The sequence below is a fragment of the Sphingobacteriales bacterium genome (genome assembly GCA_016700115.1).
Classification (GTDB): domain Bacteria; phylum Bacteroidota; class Bacteroidia; order Chitinophagales; family UBA2359; genus UBA2359.
The window spans coordinates 3,972,271-3,991,045 of sequence record CP064999.1 but is presented as its reverse complement, the minus strand read 5'-3'; the positions used below and the strand labels follow the sequence as shown (position 1 = coordinate 3,991,045).

Annotated in this window: 15 protein-coding genes; 8 read left to right on the top strand and 7 right to left on the bottom strand. The window is 39.5% G+C overall.

Going from position 1 to position 18,775, the window contains the following annotated elements:
* Nucleotides 1-186 precede the first annotated feature (186 nt).
* Together IPM47_14085 and IPM47_14080 are read left to right on the top strand one after the other, a co-directional pair.
* Nucleotides 187-735, top strand: a complete 549-nt coding sequence (locus tag IPM47_14085) for a hypothetical protein (protein QQS27993.1) — start codon at nucleotides 187-189, stop codon at nucleotides 733-735.
* Between the two features lie 119 nt (nucleotides 736-854).
* Nucleotides 855-1,592 (top strand): hypothetical protein, encoded by a 738-nt coding sequence (locus tag IPM47_14080; protein QQS27992.1) that lies wholly within the window; start codon nucleotides 855-857, stop codon nucleotides 1,590-1,592.
* Between the two features lie 332 nt (nucleotides 1,593-1,924).
* Here IPM47_14080 and IPM47_14075 read toward each other — a convergent pair whose 3' ends face one another.
* Both IPM47_14075 and IPM47_14070 read right to left on the bottom strand, forming a co-directional pair.
* Nucleotides 1,925-2,908, bottom strand: a complete 984-nt coding sequence (locus tag IPM47_14075; protein ID QQS27991.1) for a nitronate monooxygenase — start codon at nucleotides 2,906-2,908, stop codon at nucleotides 1,925-1,927.
* Between the two features lie 8 nt (nucleotides 2,909-2,916).
* The gene (locus IPM47_14070) at nucleotides 2,917-3,582 is read right to left on the bottom strand and encodes a hypothetical protein (GenBank protein QQS27990.1); all 666 of its coding nucleotides are present in this window, start codon (nucleotides 3,580-3,582) and stop codon (nucleotides 2,917-2,919) included.
* A gap of 149 nt (nucleotides 3,583-3,731) precedes the next feature.
* Here IPM47_14070 and IPM47_14065 point away from each other — a divergent pair, with 149 nt between their 5' ends.
* Nucleotides 3,732-4,466 (top strand): TIGR00730 family Rossman fold protein, encoded by a 735-nt coding sequence (locus tag IPM47_14065; protein QQS27989.1) that lies wholly within the window; start codon nucleotides 3,732-3,734, stop codon nucleotides 4,464-4,466.
* Nucleotides 4,467-4,599: 133 nt separating this feature from the next.
* Here IPM47_14065 and IPM47_14060 read toward each other — a convergent pair whose 3' ends face one another.
* Together IPM47_14060 and IPM47_14055 are read right to left on the bottom strand one after the other, a co-directional pair.
* Nucleotides 4,600-5,229 carry a fibronectin type III domain-containing protein gene (locus tag IPM47_14060; protein ID QQS27988.1) on the bottom strand — a complete coding sequence of 210 codons (630 nt, stop codon included), beginning with the start codon at nucleotides 5,227-5,229 and terminating at the stop codon, nucleotides 4,600-4,602.
* A gap of 1,288 nt (nucleotides 5,230-6,517) precedes the next feature.
* Complete coding sequence (locus tag IPM47_14055; GenBank protein QQS27987.1) at nucleotides 6,518-8,677, bottom strand: Omp28-related outer membrane protein; 2,160 nt, start codon at nucleotides 8,675-8,677, stop codon at nucleotides 6,518-6,520.
* Between the two features lie 272 nt (nucleotides 8,678-8,949).
* Between IPM47_14055 and IPM47_14050 the strand changes: the two genes are divergently transcribed.
* The 4 genes from IPM47_14050 to IPM47_14035 all read left to right on the top strand — a co-directional run bounded on the left by IPM47_14050 (nucleotide 8,950) and on the right by IPM47_14035 (nucleotide 12,986).
* Nucleotides 8,950-9,663, top strand: coding sequence for a T9SS type A sorting domain-containing protein (locus IPM47_14050; protein QQS27986.1), 714 nt, complete (start codon nucleotides 8,950-8,952; stop codon nucleotides 9,661-9,663).
* 236 nt (nucleotides 9,664-9,899) lie between these two features.
* On the top strand, nucleotides 9,900-10,820 hold the full coding sequence (locus IPM47_14045; GenBank protein ID QQS31481.1) for an OmpA family protein: 921 nt from the start codon (nucleotides 9,900-9,902) through the stop codon (nucleotides 10,818-10,820).
* Nucleotides 10,821-10,874: 54 nt separating this feature from the next.
* On the top strand, nucleotides 10,875-11,957 hold the full coding sequence (locus IPM47_14040) for a diphosphomevalonate decarboxylase (GenBank protein ID QQS27985.1): 1,083 nt from the start codon (nucleotides 10,875-10,877) through the stop codon (nucleotides 11,955-11,957).
* A gap of 48 nt (nucleotides 11,958-12,005) precedes the next feature.
* The gene (locus tag IPM47_14035; protein ID QQS27984.1) at nucleotides 12,006-12,986 is read left to right on the top strand and encodes a mevalonate kinase; all 981 of its coding nucleotides are present in this window, start codon (nucleotides 12,006-12,008) and stop codon (nucleotides 12,984-12,986) included.
* A 20-nt stretch (nucleotides 12,987-13,006) separates the two neighbouring features.
* Here the strand turns inward: IPM47_14035 and IPM47_14030 are convergent, their stop codons facing one another.
* Nucleotides 13,007-13,657: a hypothetical protein gene (locus IPM47_14030; protein QQS27983.1), complete on the bottom strand. Its 651-nt coding sequence runs from the start codon at nucleotides 13,655-13,657 to the stop codon at nucleotides 13,007-13,009.
* A 352-nt stretch (nucleotides 13,658-14,009) separates the two neighbouring features.
* Between IPM47_14030 and IPM47_14025 the strand changes: the two genes are divergently transcribed.
* Nucleotides 14,010-14,441 (top strand): hypothetical protein, encoded by a 432-nt coding sequence (locus IPM47_14025; protein QQS27982.1) that lies wholly within the window; start codon nucleotides 14,010-14,012, stop codon nucleotides 14,439-14,441.
* Nucleotides 14,442-14,482: 41 nt separating this feature from the next.
* On the opposite strand, the gene IPM47_14020 is transcribed toward IPM47_14025, so the two are convergent.
* Both IPM47_14020 and IPM47_14015 read right to left on the bottom strand, forming a co-directional pair.
* The gene (locus IPM47_14020; GenBank protein QQS31480.1) at nucleotides 14,483-15,823 is read right to left on the bottom strand and encodes a Na+ dependent nucleoside transporter; all 1,341 of its coding nucleotides are present in this window, start codon (nucleotides 15,821-15,823) and stop codon (nucleotides 14,483-14,485) included.
* Nucleotides 15,824-16,414: 591 nt separating this feature from the next.
* A complete protein-coding gene (locus tag IPM47_14015; GenBank protein QQS27981.1) occupies nucleotides 16,415-18,550 on the bottom strand; it encodes a T9SS type A sorting domain-containing protein in 2,136 nt (711 codons plus the stop codon).
* Nucleotides 18,551-18,775 lie beyond the last annotated feature (225 nt).

Below are 18,775 nucleotides of genomic sequence, written 5' to 3'. Positions count from 1 at the left end.
GATATTTGTTCCATTCAATATTGGCAAATATACCAAGTTTGAAAACGAAAAATGTGAAATTTTCTGAAATAAATAAAGATTTCTACAAATTTCAGTGAATTGTTTTTGCTTCCTGACTTTGTTATGACAAACTCTGGTTATTTTTGAGTTTTTACCGAAATTCTAAATTTTTAAAGTTGCTTTTTTATGGAAAACAAAATCTTGCTTTTAGAAAAAAAGGTCTTGAATTTACAACGCTTAAATTATTTGATGTTGGCGGTGATTGTTTTTTTTATGGTTACTGCTTTTGGGGTTGCGGGGTTTCCGGATGTTGAGCCGGTGCTCAAGGCTGAAAAATTTGAATTGGTGAACTCGCAGGGGAAAACGATTTTGGTGATGGAACCCCGCGAAACGGCTGCTGAAATTGCCTTGTATAGCAATGAAGGAAAAAGGTTGATTTCGCTTGGTTCGGAAGTGAGAGGGGAGGGGGGATTGATTCAACTGAACAACCGGAAAGGGAATAACCTAATGCAATTCAGAAGCAATGACACCGGTGCTGCTCTTAAAATGTATGATGACCAAAACAACAGCATCGTTTTTATCGGTGAAGATATTTTAAATGATCGTGCTGGTATTGTCAGCATAGCCAAAAACGATACGCAACGAATTATTCTGAATGGAAACGATAAGACGATTTATGTGGCGAACAGCTTGTCAAAAAGCGGATATAGTTTGTTCCCATCCAATGCGAAATAGATGGTGTTTTAATTTATGTTTATAACTGGCTTTACATATTGAGCATTTTTTGTGTTATCTTTGTTCTATATTTCAGATTTATTAATTTTCTATTTTTAACCCCTAACCAATTTTATTCTATGGTAGAGAACGAAAATCCCCAGACCAACGAGCCGCAAGACGACAAGAAAGAAGAAGGCGGTTTGTTTGACAAAGTGAAAAACGCGGTGAGCGATGTGGTAGAAAAAGCCGGCGACATTTTAGAAGATGTGAAAGAAAAAGTGGAGGACAAGTATGCCGAGCTAAAAGAAAATGAAAAAGTGGGCGGTATTATTGAAAAAGGCGAGCAGTTTTTTGAAAAAGCTAAGGACAAGGTAGAAGATGTTGTCGAAAAAGTTAAAGACACGGTTGAAGACAAGTATGCCGAACTGAAAGGCAACGAAAAAGTAAGTAATGCTTTGGATAAAGGAGAAGCCTTTTTTGATAAAGCAAAAACTTCGGTTGGCAATGTGGTCGAAAAAGCAAAAGACTCCATCGAAGACAAGTATGCCGAACTGAAAGAAAATGAAAAAGTAGGCGGCATTTTAGAGAAAGGTGAGCAGTTTTTTGAAAAAGCAAAAGACAAGGTAGAAGATGTAGTCGAAAAGGTAAAGGACACCGTTGAGGATAAATACGCCGAACTGAAACAGAACGAAAAAGTCGGCGGTATTTTAGAGAAAGGTGAAGAAATGTTGAGCAAAGCAAAACATGCCCTTTCCGATTTAATCGGCAAAGGAAAAGATGAGCAGGAAAACGTTGCCGATGCAACAAAAGAAACTGAAGCAACAACGGAATCTGCTGAATCTGAAGAAAAAAAGCCCGATGAACCCGTAGTTTAACCGGATTGCATTTTATTTGATTTTCAATTTGGGTGTTAACTTTTCAAATAGTTAACACCCTTTTTAATTTACTAATGCTGAGGATTAAATTGAATGTTAAAGATATTTCCCGCAGATACCGCTGATTTTCGCAGAAGAAAATCTATGAGATCCTCGTAAACTTCGGGAGATTGAATGTTATACCAATTGGACATTCTGTTTAGATCAATATCAACTACAAACTCCTTCTGCTATTTTATTGTGGCAGATGCCTTTTGCACTCTGAGGGACAAAAAGAGCAGACCATTTTAAAAGTAACTTTGGCATTAAAAATTTTAACAACCAACCAATTTTTAAAACCCAGTATTGGGGGCTTCCAAACTGAAAACTCCTTGTTTACAAAGTTCTGTGAAAGCTGTATTATACTCTGAGAGTATGTCGTGAATGATTGCCGATGCCGGTTTAATATCGTCTAAAATGGCAGCAATCTGACCTATTTCTAACTCCCCTTCGTCTAAGTTTCCTTCAAACATTCCTTTTTTTGCCCGTCCTCTTCCAAGCAATTCGGCTAATTCGGCGGAGTCTGCGCCTCTTGCTTCGGCTTCGGCTACTTGTTGGTAAAACCCGTTTTTTAGCAACCTGACGGCTACTATTTTTTTCATTGCCAACATAGTATCCCCTTCTTTTGCTGTAATGACCTTCTGTTTGAAAGCCTCGTGCGCCGAAGATTCAATTGAAGCCACAAACCGGGTTCCCATCTGAACGGCTTCTGCTCCCAGGGCGAAGGCCGCCAACATTGCCCGGCCGGTTGCTATTCCTCCTGCGGCGATGACCGGAATTTTGACCGCCTTAACAACCATCGGAATCAGGCATAAAGTGGTTGTTTCTTCGCGTCCGTTATGGCCTCCGGCTTCAAATCCTTCGGCTACTACGGCGTTTACCCCGGCTGCTTCGGCCTTTTGTGCAAACAGCGAACTTGAAACGACATGAACTACTTTGATACCTTCATTTTGAAGGGTGCTTGTCCATGTTTTGGGATTTCCAGCTGAGGTAAAAACTATGGGAACTTTTTGTTTGATGATTAACTCGATATGTTTTTCGATATCGGGATATAACAAGGGCAAATTGACTGCAAAGGGTTTACCGGTTGCTGATTTGCATTTGACCAAATGTTCTTCCAGAATATGCGGATACATCGAGCCGGCTCCTATAATTCCCAATCCACCGGCATTGCTGACTGCCGAGGCAAGTTCCCAGCCTGAACACCAAATCATTCCGGCCTGTATGATGGGATATTGTATCTCAAAAAGTGAGGTTACTCTGTTTTTCAATTGCATTTTTCAGGCTAATTTGAAGATACAAAATGGTTGAGTAGGATGTTTTCGGGAATTTCATGTTTGCCTTCAAATTCTACGATTGAAATTTTAACCTGATGCTGTTCTAATATTTGCTTTTGTGCGTGAAAATATTCGGTACTTATCAGTTCGTCCTGAATACCATATATATAAAAAGCCTTGGTTTGGGTGTAAAGCGAAGCTACATTTTTCCAGTCTATATCATGTCCTAAATCACCACTCCAGAAAATTACTTTGTCCGCTTTCAATTTTCCATTTGCAAACCATCGTGACAGGGTAGTTGCCCCTTGTGAAAATCCCAACAGATTGATGTTTGGTTTACATCCTTCGGGCAGGTTGTCTGTTACATGATGATATAACTGGTTCAGATAGGCAATATAGTCGTCAATTTCACATTGCCGGTCTTCGCTTGTCATCCACGAAGCGGAAATTTTCCCCCGATATCCGTTCCAGTAAAACCGCGACAATGCTTCGGGAGCAATTACATAATGCTTTTGGGGATTAAGCACTGAAAAATTTTTGATAAAATCGGCCGCCAGTTGCCCGTAACCATGCAGGACAAACCAGATTTCAACAGTATCCGGACTTAAATGACCATAGGTGTAGTATCGCGCTGTTTTTTGTGTTTGGATATGATGTTCGGTGGTCGTGGACATACTTTGAGTCGTATTTTTGAATGATATAAGTAGTTAAATTTTTATCAGCCGGTTTGATTGAGCCATAAAATTAGGCAGGTTTTTAGATTTTGTACTATTTTACCAACCCATCCGGTTGATGTTTTTTAATTTACAAATATGGATTTAGCATGAACGCACAAAAATCGAGAAGAGAAGAAATCAAATTTTTGGAAGGCCCTCAATCAAGATTTCAGGAACTATGGTTTACACTCGAAACATTATGGGAATTTATCAAAGGGTTTCGGGCGTTGCACTTTGTCGGCTCCTGTGTTACGGTTTTCGGGTCTGCACGATTTAAAGAAGGGCATGAATATTATGAGGCTGCCCGTATTTTGTCGGGTGAAATTGCCAAACTCGGTTTTACCATAATGACCGGAGGAGGTCCCGGAATTATGGAAGCATCAAACCGCGGGGCACAGGAAGTTGGCGGGCGCTCGGTAGGTTGTAATATCGAATTGCCGGAAGAACAAACGCATAATCCTTACTTGGATAAATGGGTAACAATCAAGTATTTTTTTATCCGCAAGGTATTATTGGTAAAATATTCTTACGCTTTTGTGATTATGCCCGGTGGATTTGGCACGTTGGATGAATTTTTTGAAACTTTAACCTTGATCCAAACCAGAAAAATAAGTCAGTTTCCGATTGTAGTTTACGGACGTGAGTTTCACAAAGACTTGCTGGAGCATATAGATATGATGCACAAACGAGGCACCATTTCACCAGAAGATTTAAAATTGGTTTTGGTCACCGATTCTATTGAAGAGGCGGTTCAGCATATTAAAGACAATACCATTACCAGGTTTGATCTGAAAGTAGAAACCAAACCCATGAAACGCCTAAAATGGTTGTTGGAAGAATAAATTGTTGTTAACCATGGTTTGCTTTTTCCCGTTACAATTTAAGCGTACTGTTGGTACTGAAACTAAAAAGCCCCTGCCGTTTTGGGCAAGGGCTTTATGAAGCTAAGAAACTAACCTTTTTGTTGTTCGACGATTAGCGAACCATAAAATAGAAGGGGTCGCTCCATTCGCTTTGGCCTTTTGAATTTGAAGTTCTTACCTGTATCCAAATTTTTGTTCCTTCAGTAAGTCCATTTACCTTAAAAGTGGTTGAAGTAATTGGAGGAACAACATTCCAACGAGCCTCGGGTCCAAAAGGGTCTGTTGTGTAGCGAAGTTCATACATCAAGGCGAAATCTACTTTGCTGATTTTTACGACAAAACCTCCGCTATATATACCATCTAAAACGCTTAAAATTACTGGGGTTGATGGTATTGGCCAGTTGGTCCGGGGACCTCCGGTGATAAAAAACCCTGAGCTAAGGAGTCTTGCCGGATCATTATTCCCGTTTTGTTGTATATATAGAGTGAGTTGCCGCAATCCTTCAATTAAAGCAGCTTTTGCCTGTTTTTTTTGCTCTGTCAGAATTGTTCCGCCGGTAGCTGCTGCTGCTGAGGCATTGATAAAAGCATCATACAATATTTGCAAGGATGCAAGAGTTGGGATAGGAGTGGGAAAGAAGACACTTGCTGCGGTGTAGGTTAGAACAACATTGGTAAAAAATACTAATGTTGAGTCGGCGTAGTTTGAAAATGCTAATGAAATCTTAAAGATATAATTCATGGCATTTAGTTTTAAAAAGTGAAATATTTTTTTTTGCTTTAAACTTTTGTTAGAGGGTGGGAGGCGGCTCAAAAGGTTATTTTCCTTGCTTGTTGTAGTAGATGTAAATCTTATCAAAAAGTAAACCCTTTGTTATTGAATTTAACTATTATTAATATTTGTGTTAAAATAAATTAAATTCTGCTCATTGTTTGAGCAGGTAAACATCTGTTCTGCTATGAAAACAGGCATTTTTACCTTCAATAACTTTATACTCAACGTGAGGCAGGAATTAAATTTGGTAATTTTTAGGTGTTCAATAAGAACTGAGTGGGCTCGTAGAGTGATGAATGGTCGGCAAGCTCGTCAAAAATATAACATTGAAGAGGTGTAATGACTGTAACAAACAAACACCAGACGGCAAAGAACCCTGAAAGGGTAACACTAAAAACGTAATCAGAAATAAGTTAATGAGGTTTTTCAAACTACTTGCAGCCGTCTTGTTACTAAGATAATAAGGTTTCAATTTTTTCGCCTTACGATAAGCCGCTTAACAAAACCAAAAACCGATAAAATAAGGATTCTAATTCCAACCTCAGTTAATCAAGTCTTAAGGGGAGATGTGCAACAGAGCTAACTAAAATCCCAAAATATTTATCTATGCCTTTATTATCAAAGGGTTTACTGATTCACTGTAATGAGATATATGCTGATTTTTCCTGTCAGGCTTTCTGCAAAACATTCACCAAACCCCCCGTTTTTTAATATTGTTTTTCGGTATCTTAATATTATTTTTAGAAATCTTAATATTGTTTTGTGGCATCTTAATATTGTTTTACTGTATCTTAATATTGTTTTGAGGCATCCTAATATTGTTTTGCGGAATCCTAATATTGTATTGAGACATCTTAATATTGTTTTACGGCATTCTAATATTGTTCTGCGGCATCTTAATATTGTTTTACGTCATCCTAATATTGTTTTGCGGAATCCTAATATTGTTTTAAGTCATCCTAATATTGTTTTAAGGTGTCTTAATATTTATTTACGACATCTAAATATTTTTTTGCGGCACTAAAAAAATCGGCTTACTACATGAACACTTTTGTAGTGCCGGTTTTAAAATCAATTTTGATAGATCAAAAACAGGGAAATCCAATCCAAAAGCGATTCTAAACCTCCTTCAAGATTTATGATTATTTAGGTTCATTTTTTCACAAAAACACAAAAAAAAAGGGAGCACCAAAATATGATGCCCCCTTTTCTTAAAACCAAAGCGGTTTAATGCTTTTCAGAAAAAACGAGAATATTAGTGAAGAACGACTAATTTTTGAGTTCCAAGATTTACGCCGTTATCAATTACCTGATAGAAATAAGTACCACTGCTTAATTTTGCAGTGTTGATGTTAATCGTGTTTGTACCTGCGCCGATTTGTTGTTCAAACACCACTTTACCGGTAACATCCAACAAACGAAGTTGAGAAGAAGCGCTTGTTCCGTTGGTTATTACGATCGTAGCGGCATCTTTTGCTGGATTGGGGAAACAATTAATTTTGCCGGCTTGTGCATCTTCGATTCCAACAGAATCTCCAACGTGAACAGTACCAACAACACTACAACCGGAAGCATCTGTAACGGTTACAGTATAATCGCCAGGTGCTAAACCTGCAACAGTGGGGCTGGTTTGACCGGTGTTCCACAAATAGGTATAAGGTGCTTGTCCGCTTGAAGCAGAAACAGAAGCGATCCCATTGTTGGCTGAACCGGCGCTGCTTACACTGTTCATAGCGAGGTTAAATGGTGTGGTTTGGGTTACTTCAAACACATACGTTTTAAGCAAATCGTTGGTTGCGAGGCTATAAACGGAGGCTGAGTAAAAACCGGGAGCAAGGTTAGAAATAGTTGATTCGGTTTCTCCGCTAGTCCACAGATAATAAACAAGCGCATCTGCGCCACTTGCTAAAGAAAGGGTAATACTACCGTTGTTACCATCGCCGCAACTTGGGGTGATTGCTGAATTTAACAAACTTACGGTATTTGATTCTTCATAGCTATTTGTTCCGGTTGCAGCGGGTGCTTTAAATGTTTGCAAAACCGCTTTTGTGGTATTTTCCTGAATAAATACGACTGTACGAAGTTGAGATGCATTTACATAAGAAGGAATGGTATAAGACTGAGTTATGGAGAAGGTTTCGCCGGCGGTTAATGCAGGGACAGTAGTACCTCCTGAATTAGGAAGCATTTTTCTCAGAACATTGGGGAAATCTTTTTCGCCGTTTGATCCGGGAGCGGTGGCATAACTCACCATATTTTCAATCAGTTCCAAATGCAACTTATAGTTACCGGGAGCCATATCTACCAAAGAGGTGATGGTTACACTGATTGAAACAACTGTAGCTGAAGTAAAACTTTCTTCTACTCTGATAACATGGGTAGCGGGAATATTTTTCCAGTCGGTGATTGCAGCAGTTGTAACCATTGAAGGCGCACCTTTTTTAACCCCTTCCATAATTACACCCGGAACACCGGTGATATTGTAATAGTCCACTCGTGCGTCAGGGTCGGCTGTATTTTGATTATACATGGGGTCATAACCGGGCCATGAAGTATGATAAGAAATGTGGGCATATTTACCAACGTTTACCTGATTGTTCAAAATAGCCTGCATAGCAGGATTTTGAGCTGCACAAGGTCCGCAGGATGCCTGAGTAAAGTGTTCGATGAGCACAGTACGGTCGCCTAATTCAAAAGCGGCATAAATACTTTTGGTTTTTATGTCGTTTTCGGGATTCATATCTGCAACACCGTCAATGTTTGAAGCCCAAACTTCGAGGTTATGTCCGCCAAAATCTGCCAACCAGGGGGTGCTGTGTGTTAAATTGTATTGAGCACCGGGGGCAATGGTAGCCGTTACGCCGGTTTGAGTTTGGACAGCGCCACCGTTTACCCTGTAATTCAGGTCAAAACTGGTAACCTGAGTTGTTCCAAGGTTATAAATAACAACCGGAATTTGTTTGTTACCGGCAAGCACATAATCCTGCATGGAAATTTGCTTAATCAGCAAGTCTTTGGTCTGAGGATTTACCGCAAACAATTTTGTTTCTTCGGCTGCAAATTCACCACCGTTGATCAGGGTAGTAGAACCTGACATAATATTGTAGTAACCGGTTCCAAATCCGCAGCAAATACCATCGCCATAGGCATCAAAAATTTCAAATTGAATAGTGGCAGTATTCGGTGCGCAAACATTACTGGTATAAACAGTATTAGCTGCTGCGTAAGGTCCGCCGCTTGCCAAAACCGAGCCATCGGCATAATTCACAACACGCCAGGTGGTTTCATCGGGGTAATTATCGGTTTTGATGGTAACCGTTAATTGTGATTCACCGACTCCACACTGAGCAAAGATATTATTGCTGAAAACGGTAAAGACGATTAGCAGACTTGCTAATTGTAGTATTCTTTTCATGTTGAAAAATTTTTTTAAAAAAGATAATTAAATGAGGTGTTAAAGTTGTTGGATAAGCAAAGTTAGGGCTTATTGGTTGAGTTTTTTAGCGTTTTTGAAAAGTCTTGTAAGTTTAAGTCATTACTCCGACAAATAAAATTACAAAAACTTAAAAAAACGTTGTATTTTTGTCGTGATTTTCGGCTGTAAAGTTAAGCTAAACTTTTGGTAAATGTTATTGTCTAATTATTAATTCTATAAAAAATCCTTCTAATCATAAAAAAAGTCCGGTTATGAAAAATATATTACTTGCGGTTTTAGCTTTTTTAACCTTTCATCAGGTTTATGCCCAGGGCGGAAGTTTGGTGATGAACCCCGAACCAACGGAACTTATCCAAATTTCGGGAACCGCTGATGTATATGAACTTGTGGCTCATGCTTCTTTAACCAACACAACTTCACAAACCTTAACCGTTACCTGGACAAGAACTTCCAACGAGTTATTCGGCACAAACTGGCGTTCTTTGGTCTGTGATAAAATTACCTGTTGGGCACCCGGTGTCAATTATAACACCATCACCATTCCTCCGGGAGAATCTTCAATCCTCGATGTTCATTTTCAATCCAACGAAGCAAGCATTGGCCCCGGATATGGTATTGTTTCTCTTTCGGTAACCGTTGCAGAAAACAGCGCTTTAAACCTGAGTGCCACTTATCGTTGTGATGCCTTTTCAGTCGGGATTTCAACCCCCTACCAATCTGAAATTAAACTCTATCCCAATCCGGTTATTGACCGTTTGAACATCAATTTTAACGATCAAACCAATGTCAAGTATATTGAGGTATTTAACCTGATAGGTTCAAAGGTAGCTTCTTATTCTGTTTACAACAGTTTTTATCCGTTTGTCATGGAAGCCGGCAATTTAGAGCCCGGCATGTATTTCGTTTATATGTATGACGAATCCCATGATTTTATTACCTCAAAATTATTTACCAAAGCCAGGTAAACTGAACATTCTTTTCATTAATTGTTAAAGCCCCAAAGCATTTGCCTTTTGGGGCTTTATTATGTTCAATCATCAAAAAAATTACTACTTTTGTGCGCAAATCCCCGCATTTATTGCATTCAAATTATCTGATTATGTTGTCCGTTCATAGATTGTATAAATTTTTACCGGTTTTTATATCCCTGCTTATTTTCATCAATCTGAGCAGTTGTGTTTCTGCCAAAAAATATAAAGCAATGGAATATGATAAAAACGTAGCATTGGCAGACCGAATAAACGCACAACAAAGAATTGACAATCTTGAAGGAATGATTAAACGTCTAAAAAACGATACCACTTTTTTAGGCAATTCATTTCGAAATCTCAGCGTACAATACAGCGATTTAAGGGCATCGAGTACACAAACAGCATTGCAGTTAAGCGAACAGCTCAATCAAAACCGTATTGAACTGAGAGCATACGAAAAAGATTTGTATGAAAAAGAAACGAAACTCAAAGAGCGCGAGCATTTGGTGCAGGAATTGCAAATGGCCATTGACCGCAAAGAAGCTGCTCAAAGAACGTTGATTGAACATCTCAGAACTGCATTAATCGGTTTTTCATCCGAAGATTTGCAAATCATCCGAAAAGACGGAAAGGTCTATGTTTCCATGTCCGAAAAATTGCTTTTCAAATCCGGTCAGGCAGAAGTGGATGAAATCGGAAAGTTTGCGCTGTCAAAATTAGCCGATGTAATGAACCGCAATCCCGAAATAGACATCATTGTTGAAGGGCATACCGATAATGTGCCGATTAAAACTGCCATATATAAAGACAACTGGGATTTAAGTGTTTACCGGGCAACCACTGTAACCCGGATTTTATCGGAACAATATGGAGTGAATGCTACCCGTATTCTGGCATCAGGAAGAGGTGAATTTTTTCCTGTTGCTTCAAATGAAGATTCAGATGGGAAATCGAAAAACCGCAGAACCGAAATTATCTTAATGCCAAAATTGGATGAAATTTACCGCACACTCGATAACTCGGCAACTCCAATTCCCGAAAACCCGGTTAACCCTGTATTTCCCGAAGGCAATGACGGAAACAATCCGGAAAATTTGCCTATTCAGGATACTCCGAACAACGAACAACCCGGCGGAAACACTCCGGAGTAATTTTCTTTCAAGTTTAATGAGTCTTTAACCCGGTTTACAGACAACGATAATGTTATGCAAATTTTGCCCGGTAGCGAATTTACCCACGCTGTTTCGTGGAGAAGTCCTTCAAACATTGCTTTGGTAAAATATTGGGGTAAATATGGCAATCAGTATCCTCAAAATCCATCGCTAAGTTTTACTTTATCCCAATCCTGTACTGAAACAAAAGTTGCTGTTCGTCCACGTCAGTCTCAGGTTGAGAAAAGTCAACCCATTAGTTTGAACTTTCTGTTTCACGACCACCCTAACCCTTCGTTTGCTAAAAAAATCTCAGCTTATTTACAAACTCTGCTCGATGATTTTCCTTTTTTAGCCAATCATCATCTTGAAATCAGATCTTCCAATTCTTTTCCTCATTCATCCGGAATTGCTTCCTCGGCTTCTGGAATGAGCGCATTGGCTTTATGTCTGTGTTCGTTGGATAAAAAAATGGAAGGGGCGTTGTCAGAGGCAGATGAAGTGATGTTCTTGCAAAAGGCCTCTTATTATTCGCGTTTGGGATCGGGAAGTGCCTGTAGGTCTGTATTTCCACAGGCAGCAGTTTGGGGCAATTTTAGTGTTCTGCCTGCTTCATCTCAGGACTATGCCATTCCTTACGGTCAGTACTTGTCTCCTGTTTTTCAAAACTATTGCGATGCCATTTTAATCATCAGCAGCAGTGAAAAAAGTGTTTCAAGCCGCGCAGGACATGGGTTGATGGAACAAAATCCTTATGCACTAATCAGATATAAATCTGCTCATCAACATTTGATCGCATTGGACCAGATTTTACAATCCTCCGCTTTAGACGAATTTGCAGATATTGTCGAATTAGAAGCGCTTGAACTTCACGCTTTGATGATGTGTTCAAACCCTTCTTTTATTTTGATGAAACCCGGCACGTTAGCAGTCATTTCCGAAATCAGACGGTTCAGACAAGAGACAAAAATTCCGGTATGCTTTACCTTAGATGCCGGCCCGAATGTGCATGTATTATATCCTCCATCCTTTAAAACTCAAACAGAGCAGTTTATCCAATCAGAATTGCTGAAATACTGCGATGATAATTACTGCATTTGGGATCAAGCCGGAGATGGGCCGGTGCAACTTTTATAATGTTGTTTGCACCCTCAAAGACATCAATCATATCATTCCCTTTTTTGGATGGCAAACCTGCAAATACCCCATACTTATTTGTTTTTTCCGGCTAAATTATTGTTGTTTGGCGAATATAGCATCGTTACCGGAGGACAGGGACTTGCCATCCCATTGCCGGATTTTGGAGGAATCTTATCGTCTGCCCGAACAAACGTATGGAGGCGCAGTCCTGAAATATCTTCTTCAAACGATATGTTGCGTGGCTTTTGTGAGTATCTGCAAAATTTACAGGAAAACAACGCATTGTCCTGCGGTTTTGATTTGAATAAGTTCCAAACAGAGGTCAGACAAGGGCTTTATTTTAATTCTACGATTCCGCAGGGTTATGGTTTGGGAAGTTCGGGGGCTTTGACAGCAGCAGTCTATAAAAATTATGCACTCAACCCTTTTGTTTGCAGCAATGAGGGGGTAGAACCTGTTGATTTTGCTATGCTGAGAGATGTATTTGCTGAAATGGAGGCTTTTTTTCATGGAAAAAGTTCGGGCATTGACCCTTTGGTCAGTTATCTGAACTTTCCATTGCTCATTCAATCGGCAGATAGAATTGCACAGATTAGTCTGTCAAAAGTTGTGCGCCGGAATTTATCTTTTTTCCTCTATGATACCCATCAAAAACGTCCGTCCGATTCGGGTTTGGTTCCTTTGTTTGTCAATAAAATGAAACAACCTGATTTTAGCCTCCGGTGTAAAGAAAACCTGAACAGATATAACAACCATTGTATTGCTGCTTTGCTGAATAATGACGAATCGCTGTTATTTGAAAACGCAGTGTTATTGTCTGAATTTCAGCTCAATAACTTTTTGGAAATGATTCCTGTTTCAATGCTGCCATTATGGGAAAAAGGGCTTGCCGGTAAACGCTATGTATTAAAACTTTGCGGTGCAGGCGGCGGTGGATATGTGCTTGGAATTACCCCTGATTTTCAAGGTATAGTTGAAGAATTGGGCAGGAATAATGTTAAAGAAATCGAAATAGGAGGGAGGTAAATCCGGCTGTTCTTTTCCTGTTATTCGTTCCAGTCTGCAACCGGTATCCATAGTTTTGGATGAAGCTGATAAGGTTCTACCAATTGAACGATAAATTGAATCAACTCGTTTTCATTCATTTCCAAATCTTTTGCAGTTTGTTGGATAGCGATGGTTGCCAACGGGAAAAATGCGGTTAAGTCTATTTTCCAGCGTAAACACTCTTTGTAAAACACAAAATTGACCGGAATTGGGTCGTTGTTCAATACTAATTGTGCTTCTGCTTTCTTTTTGATAACCGTAATTTTACCCAGCGATAAATCAGAAAGGCCTTCTTTTCCGACCATTCCTTTGTCAATTGCATAAACAACCGATTGTTTGGGGCTGATTTTCATAAGTTTGCCCGAAGGCACTCTATTTCTGAAACTAATGACCATCAACTTGTCAATTAATGGCAGACTGCTTAGCGTGATGCTGTCTGAATAACGGGCATGTTCCAACATTTTCCCGTAATACTCTATGGTTGGTTTGGCTACTCTTTGGGTTGCTTTTTTACCATTTTCCTCCATTAAAGCGTTTCGGTAAGTTTTGAAACTCTTTTTTATACATTTGCCGGAATGGTTTTGACCATGCAGGGCAAAAGCAAAAAAAAGCAGGGGTAAAAACAGTAAAATCTTAACTTTATATTTCATGTTGTGTTTGATTTCCTTCCTAAGTACAAACCGGATGCGGTAAATGTTGAGTATGGTGGGTTTTGTAAAGTCTGTGAATGGTTACATCTAAATCAGGCAGTTTCAGTTTTTGAAGTTAAATCAATCTGATATTTACATCAAAAAAACACGTTTGCCACCTAAATTTTTCTTTCAAAATCCGCATCTGCAAATTTACCGTTTTCCATTTCAAATCCTTTGTTTTCAAACGTTTCCGGCAAATAAATTTCATGCTGAATGTTTATTTTAGTTGGAATTTGGTTGATGGTTCATCATTTATCGCCTTACTTTTGCAGCAACAAAAAACAATTTTATTCACATCTAATTCTTTTTTATGAAGTTGTTAACTTTCCTTTCCGCAGTTTTTTTTCTTTTGGGTTTTACCTTGTTTCAATCCTGCAGTTTCAACGTTTCAACGGCAAGTGTCAGCAATGTTTTGTTATGCGATACTCCGGTTGAAGAGGTATGTCCTGCCGACCAGCAGGTGTTTTCTCCCATGTCGCCTATGTTTTATGTTTCCTGTGATTTAAACTTTGCACCGGAAGACACACAAATCAAATTTTCGTGGTTCAAAACCGATGGAGAACGATTTTTAATTGATGAAGTTGCGTTGAGAGCCGGTGATATTGGAAGCGGTTCTACGTTCAGTGTTCATTCCAACCTGAGTCGTCCAAACAATGGTTATCCTGTGGGCAACTATGAAGTGGTGATTTCGCTCAATACCGACAATTTCAAACCCATTACCAAAACCTTTATGGTTCAGTAATCAAGGTTTAAGCGATAAACCAACCGGTCTTGGTTTTTGAATCAACCGGAAATCATGCCGGCAATCACTGCGGTAAACAGACAAGCGATGGTTCCGCCAATGAGGGCATAGATGCCGAGATGTGCCAGATGATGTCTCTGACCGGGAGCAATTGCACCAATTCCTCCGAGTTGGATACCGATTGAGCCGAAATTTGAAAAGCCACAAAGCGCATAAATGGCAATGATGATGGATTTTGAATCGGTTAAAATTCCGAGATCTTTCATAGTGCCCAATGTACCATAAGCGACAAACTCGTTGATGATGGTTTTTTCTCCCAACAACTGACCGATTGCCACAATATCTCCGGTAGGTGTTCCACAAAGCCAGGCTAAAGGAGCAAACAAAAAACCAAAGATATATTCCAACTTAAGTCCGGCATATTTACCATGACTCAGGTCTGAAATCCATCCATTTATTCCGGTATAATGCCCGATGATATCGTATAGAATGGAATTTAACATGGCCATCAGGGCGATAAAAACCAATAACATTGCCCCGACATTGACCGCAAGCCGAAGTCCGTCTGTGGTTCCGTTGGTAATGGCATCGAGCAGATTGGTTCCTATTTTTTCTTTGGAAATGTTCAGGTTTACGTCAATTTCTTCGGTTTGTGGCAACAACATTTTTGCAGCCACGATTGCTGCCGGTGCTGACATGATGGAAGCACATAACAAATGGGTAGCAAACAGGAGTTGAAGTTTTGGATCGTCTCCGCCCAAAAAGCCGACATAAGCCGCAAAAACACCTCCGGCAATTGTTGCCATTCCGCCTACCATCAAACAAAGAAGTTCAGAACGGGTCATCCGTTCTATATAGGGTTTTACTACTAAGGGTGCTTCGGTTTGACCGATAAAAATATTGGCTGCAGCAGCCAAACTTTCAGCACCGGACAATCGCATGGTTTTACTCATTACCCAGGCAAACACAAATACAATTTTTTGTAAAATTCCCAGATAATACAAAGCAGATGACAAGGCTGAAAAAAATATGACCGTAGGAAGGACCTTAAATGCAAAGATGAACCCAAAGGTATTCATATCGGTTACCAAACCACCAAATACGAATTGGGCACCCTGTGATGTAAAATCCAAAACAGCCACAAAAAAATAAGCCAGTCCGGCAAAAATAGCTCTTGGTGAAATATCAATTGCCTCCTGCATGAATGGAAGCTTTACTAAAATCGCAGGAACTTTCAGCACCAAAAAGGCAAACAAAATTTGAATAATCAGCCCTGTTACCACCAATTTCCATTCAATTTTTCTGCGATTTTTGCTGAATAAAAAACAAATCAGCAACAGGGATAAAATACCAATAATTCCCCTCAGAATATTGTTATTCATCAACTTCGAAAAAAAACCGGTATCGTCTTTAGAGGTAAATGAATAGGTCTGATTGTTTCCCGACAGTGTCAGGTTTTGTTCTGTATGGGAGGTTATGGTCAGGGATTTGGGAAAAACCGGGGTTGGTGTGGAAGGAGTAACTGAAACCGAATCGCGGGCATTTAACATCGTATCGGTTGAAGCCAAAATTGTATCCGGGGAATCTGTTGCCGTCAAATCTTTTAAATAGGAATGTTGACCTGTTTTGATTTTGGTTTTGTTGACAGACAAAGGATTAAGCTGAATGGTGTTATTCTCTAATGTCCATTTTCCATTGATATGCAGGGTGTCAATGGTCAATAAAAAACTTTGCCCCAAAACATCTTCATTGAACTGGAGCATCAATTGTCCATCTTCCGATTTCCATTTTTTCAACAGGTCTTGTGCCTGTAAATCAGGGTTAATGGCAATGGTTTTAAATAGAAAAAGAAGAAACCAGATTTTAAGGAGTTGGACAGGAAAGTTGTTTGAAGCCATAACCATATCGGATTTGCGCCAAGTGTAAAAGATGGGGCAAAATAAACAATTTTTACCAACACCATGCGCAATGCTTTACCGCATCCGTCCGATTTTGAAAATTTCTTTTCGATCATCGGCTACAACTTTCATCAGATATATTCCGGGCATAAAATCGTCTCCGTTGATTTCAATTCTTTCATCGCCCTGATTGGAAATATGTCTGACTTTTCTGCCATAAACATCGAAAATATCAATGGTTACTTCCGAAGTTGCGGGGGGTACTTCTACGATGATATCACCTCGTCTTTTGAAAAAACGGTCGGTATTCAGCAAACGGATATCGTTTCCGGGTGGGTTGTTAAAACAATAGTCCACCTCCACAAAAGCCTGATCGGTATAAGCTATATTCGAGCTGAGATCTAACAAATGGAGGGTATAAATCGTGTTGTAGTCGGGATTTGCAATGGGATTGACCGCTGTACTATCGTTTAAAGTAAGTCCGGGAGACCAGTACAGTTTTGTACCTGTAGGCGGTTGTGGAGCATTTGGAACTCCAAGTGTGATGGTTTCACCGAGACAAACCTCAAAATCAGGACCGGCATTGACTTCGTAGTCAATCAACCCGCGTTGTTGTAACAAAGCCTGAATTTCAGAAGCATACTGACCCTGAAACAACTGTTGTTCAACATAGAGCAGGATATTGGCAGCCGTTTTCATACTGATATTTGAGGTAAACTGGTACAGGGCATTGATCACGATTTTATCGGTATTTTCCTTTCCGATTGCTTCGTAGATTTGCATCAGAACCGATGAAAAAATTTCGCTCCTGTAATAGATGTCGTTAATATTGTCTTCGGGATAATGTTTTGTACTTGCCACATTTCGTCCGTTCCAAAATTCGTTATGACCATCCCAGCTAAACATTTTTTGCCATTCAAAACTGCTGAAAACCCTTTTATAGGAAGTGGCTAAGTAGTCGCAAATCGCTTCATCCATTGCCGTTCTTTCTGTTCCGTTATTGCAGTTTGGACAGGCACTTGCAGAAATGGCATGTCCGTATTCGTGAACAATCACGTCGGCATCTTCGGCATCATCTACATGATGTTTGTTGACCGTATGTCCGCTGCCGAATATCAGTTTATGGGTTGTTCCTGTATAAATATGCAACGACTGATCGTCTCCGTTTTTCCCATGTGTGTCAACTTCAACCTGTGTTTGTACCAAACTAAATCCTAACGATTGGAGATATTGCTGATAGTTGTTGATGTGATAATAGGCATTGACATCTTCAAAACCTGTTTGAGACCGCGTAAAATTAAACTGAGGAGTTGTGCTCATTACCGGTTGAACAATGGGATTGTCAAACTCCATGATTTTCACAAAACTGTTTTCCAGTAAATACACATCTTCATCAAAAGTTACTTCAATGGTAATGTCTTTCAGTTCTGCGTTCAATTCAGCGGCATCGGCATCTTCGTTGTCTTTATATTTTCCGCCTTGCCCGTAAACCACTTCGGCAGAGGTAATGGGGTTTGGAAGGAACACCTTTGCCGGAACAGTTTCTGTTGTGGTTGTTTTTTCCCGGTGGTTGCCATTATAGTTTTGCAAATCTTTTTGATAGACTACTTTGCCTTTTTCATCCAACAAATATTCGTCAAATTGGGTAGGGTTGCTTTTTGATGCAGTAAACTGAATCACTAAAACAGGAGTGGTTTCTGTACTGAAAAAAATCATTTTTTCAGGCTCACTTTCTAATGTTAAACCACGGGCAACGCAAAAGTTTGTAACAACATCAAGGTTAACCGCCTGTTTTGCACTAAGAACAAGATGGTTCATAGGGGCTAAACCGGTGTTATAGGTATTGCTCGTGATTAACCGGATATTGTTTTTTTTGTCGAGATTAACCTGAATTTGAGACCTGTACACCGGTAAATTATAGTAGGTTTGACGGTATTGGTAATGAACCCCTAAAGGACTTTCGGTAATGCCAACCGGTTCGGGTTTTGATTCCAATCCGTTAAGGTCAGAAATGGTCTGAACGAGATATTGAAGGATGTCAGCTTCGGTAAAATGCAACGGCAAGGCATGAACGGTAAAATCTGCCTTACTAATTCTTTGTTCACCTGTCCACAAAAAGCCGGTGGTTTTTTCAGAATCAAGTCTTTTTTGAGCAAATGCCTGCAAAAAAATAAATATTAAACAAACAACAAGGGCTATTTTGCTCTTCATAAAACACTAATTAACAAAAGACAAAAGACAAAAGACAATGGGCAATAGGCAATGGACAATGGACAATAGACAATAGACAAAAGACTAAAGACTAAAGACAAAAGACTAAAGACAATAGACAATTAACAATAGACAATTAACAATAGACAATAGACAATTAACAATAGACAATAGACAATTAACAATAGACAATGGACAATAGACAATAGACAATGGACAATAGAC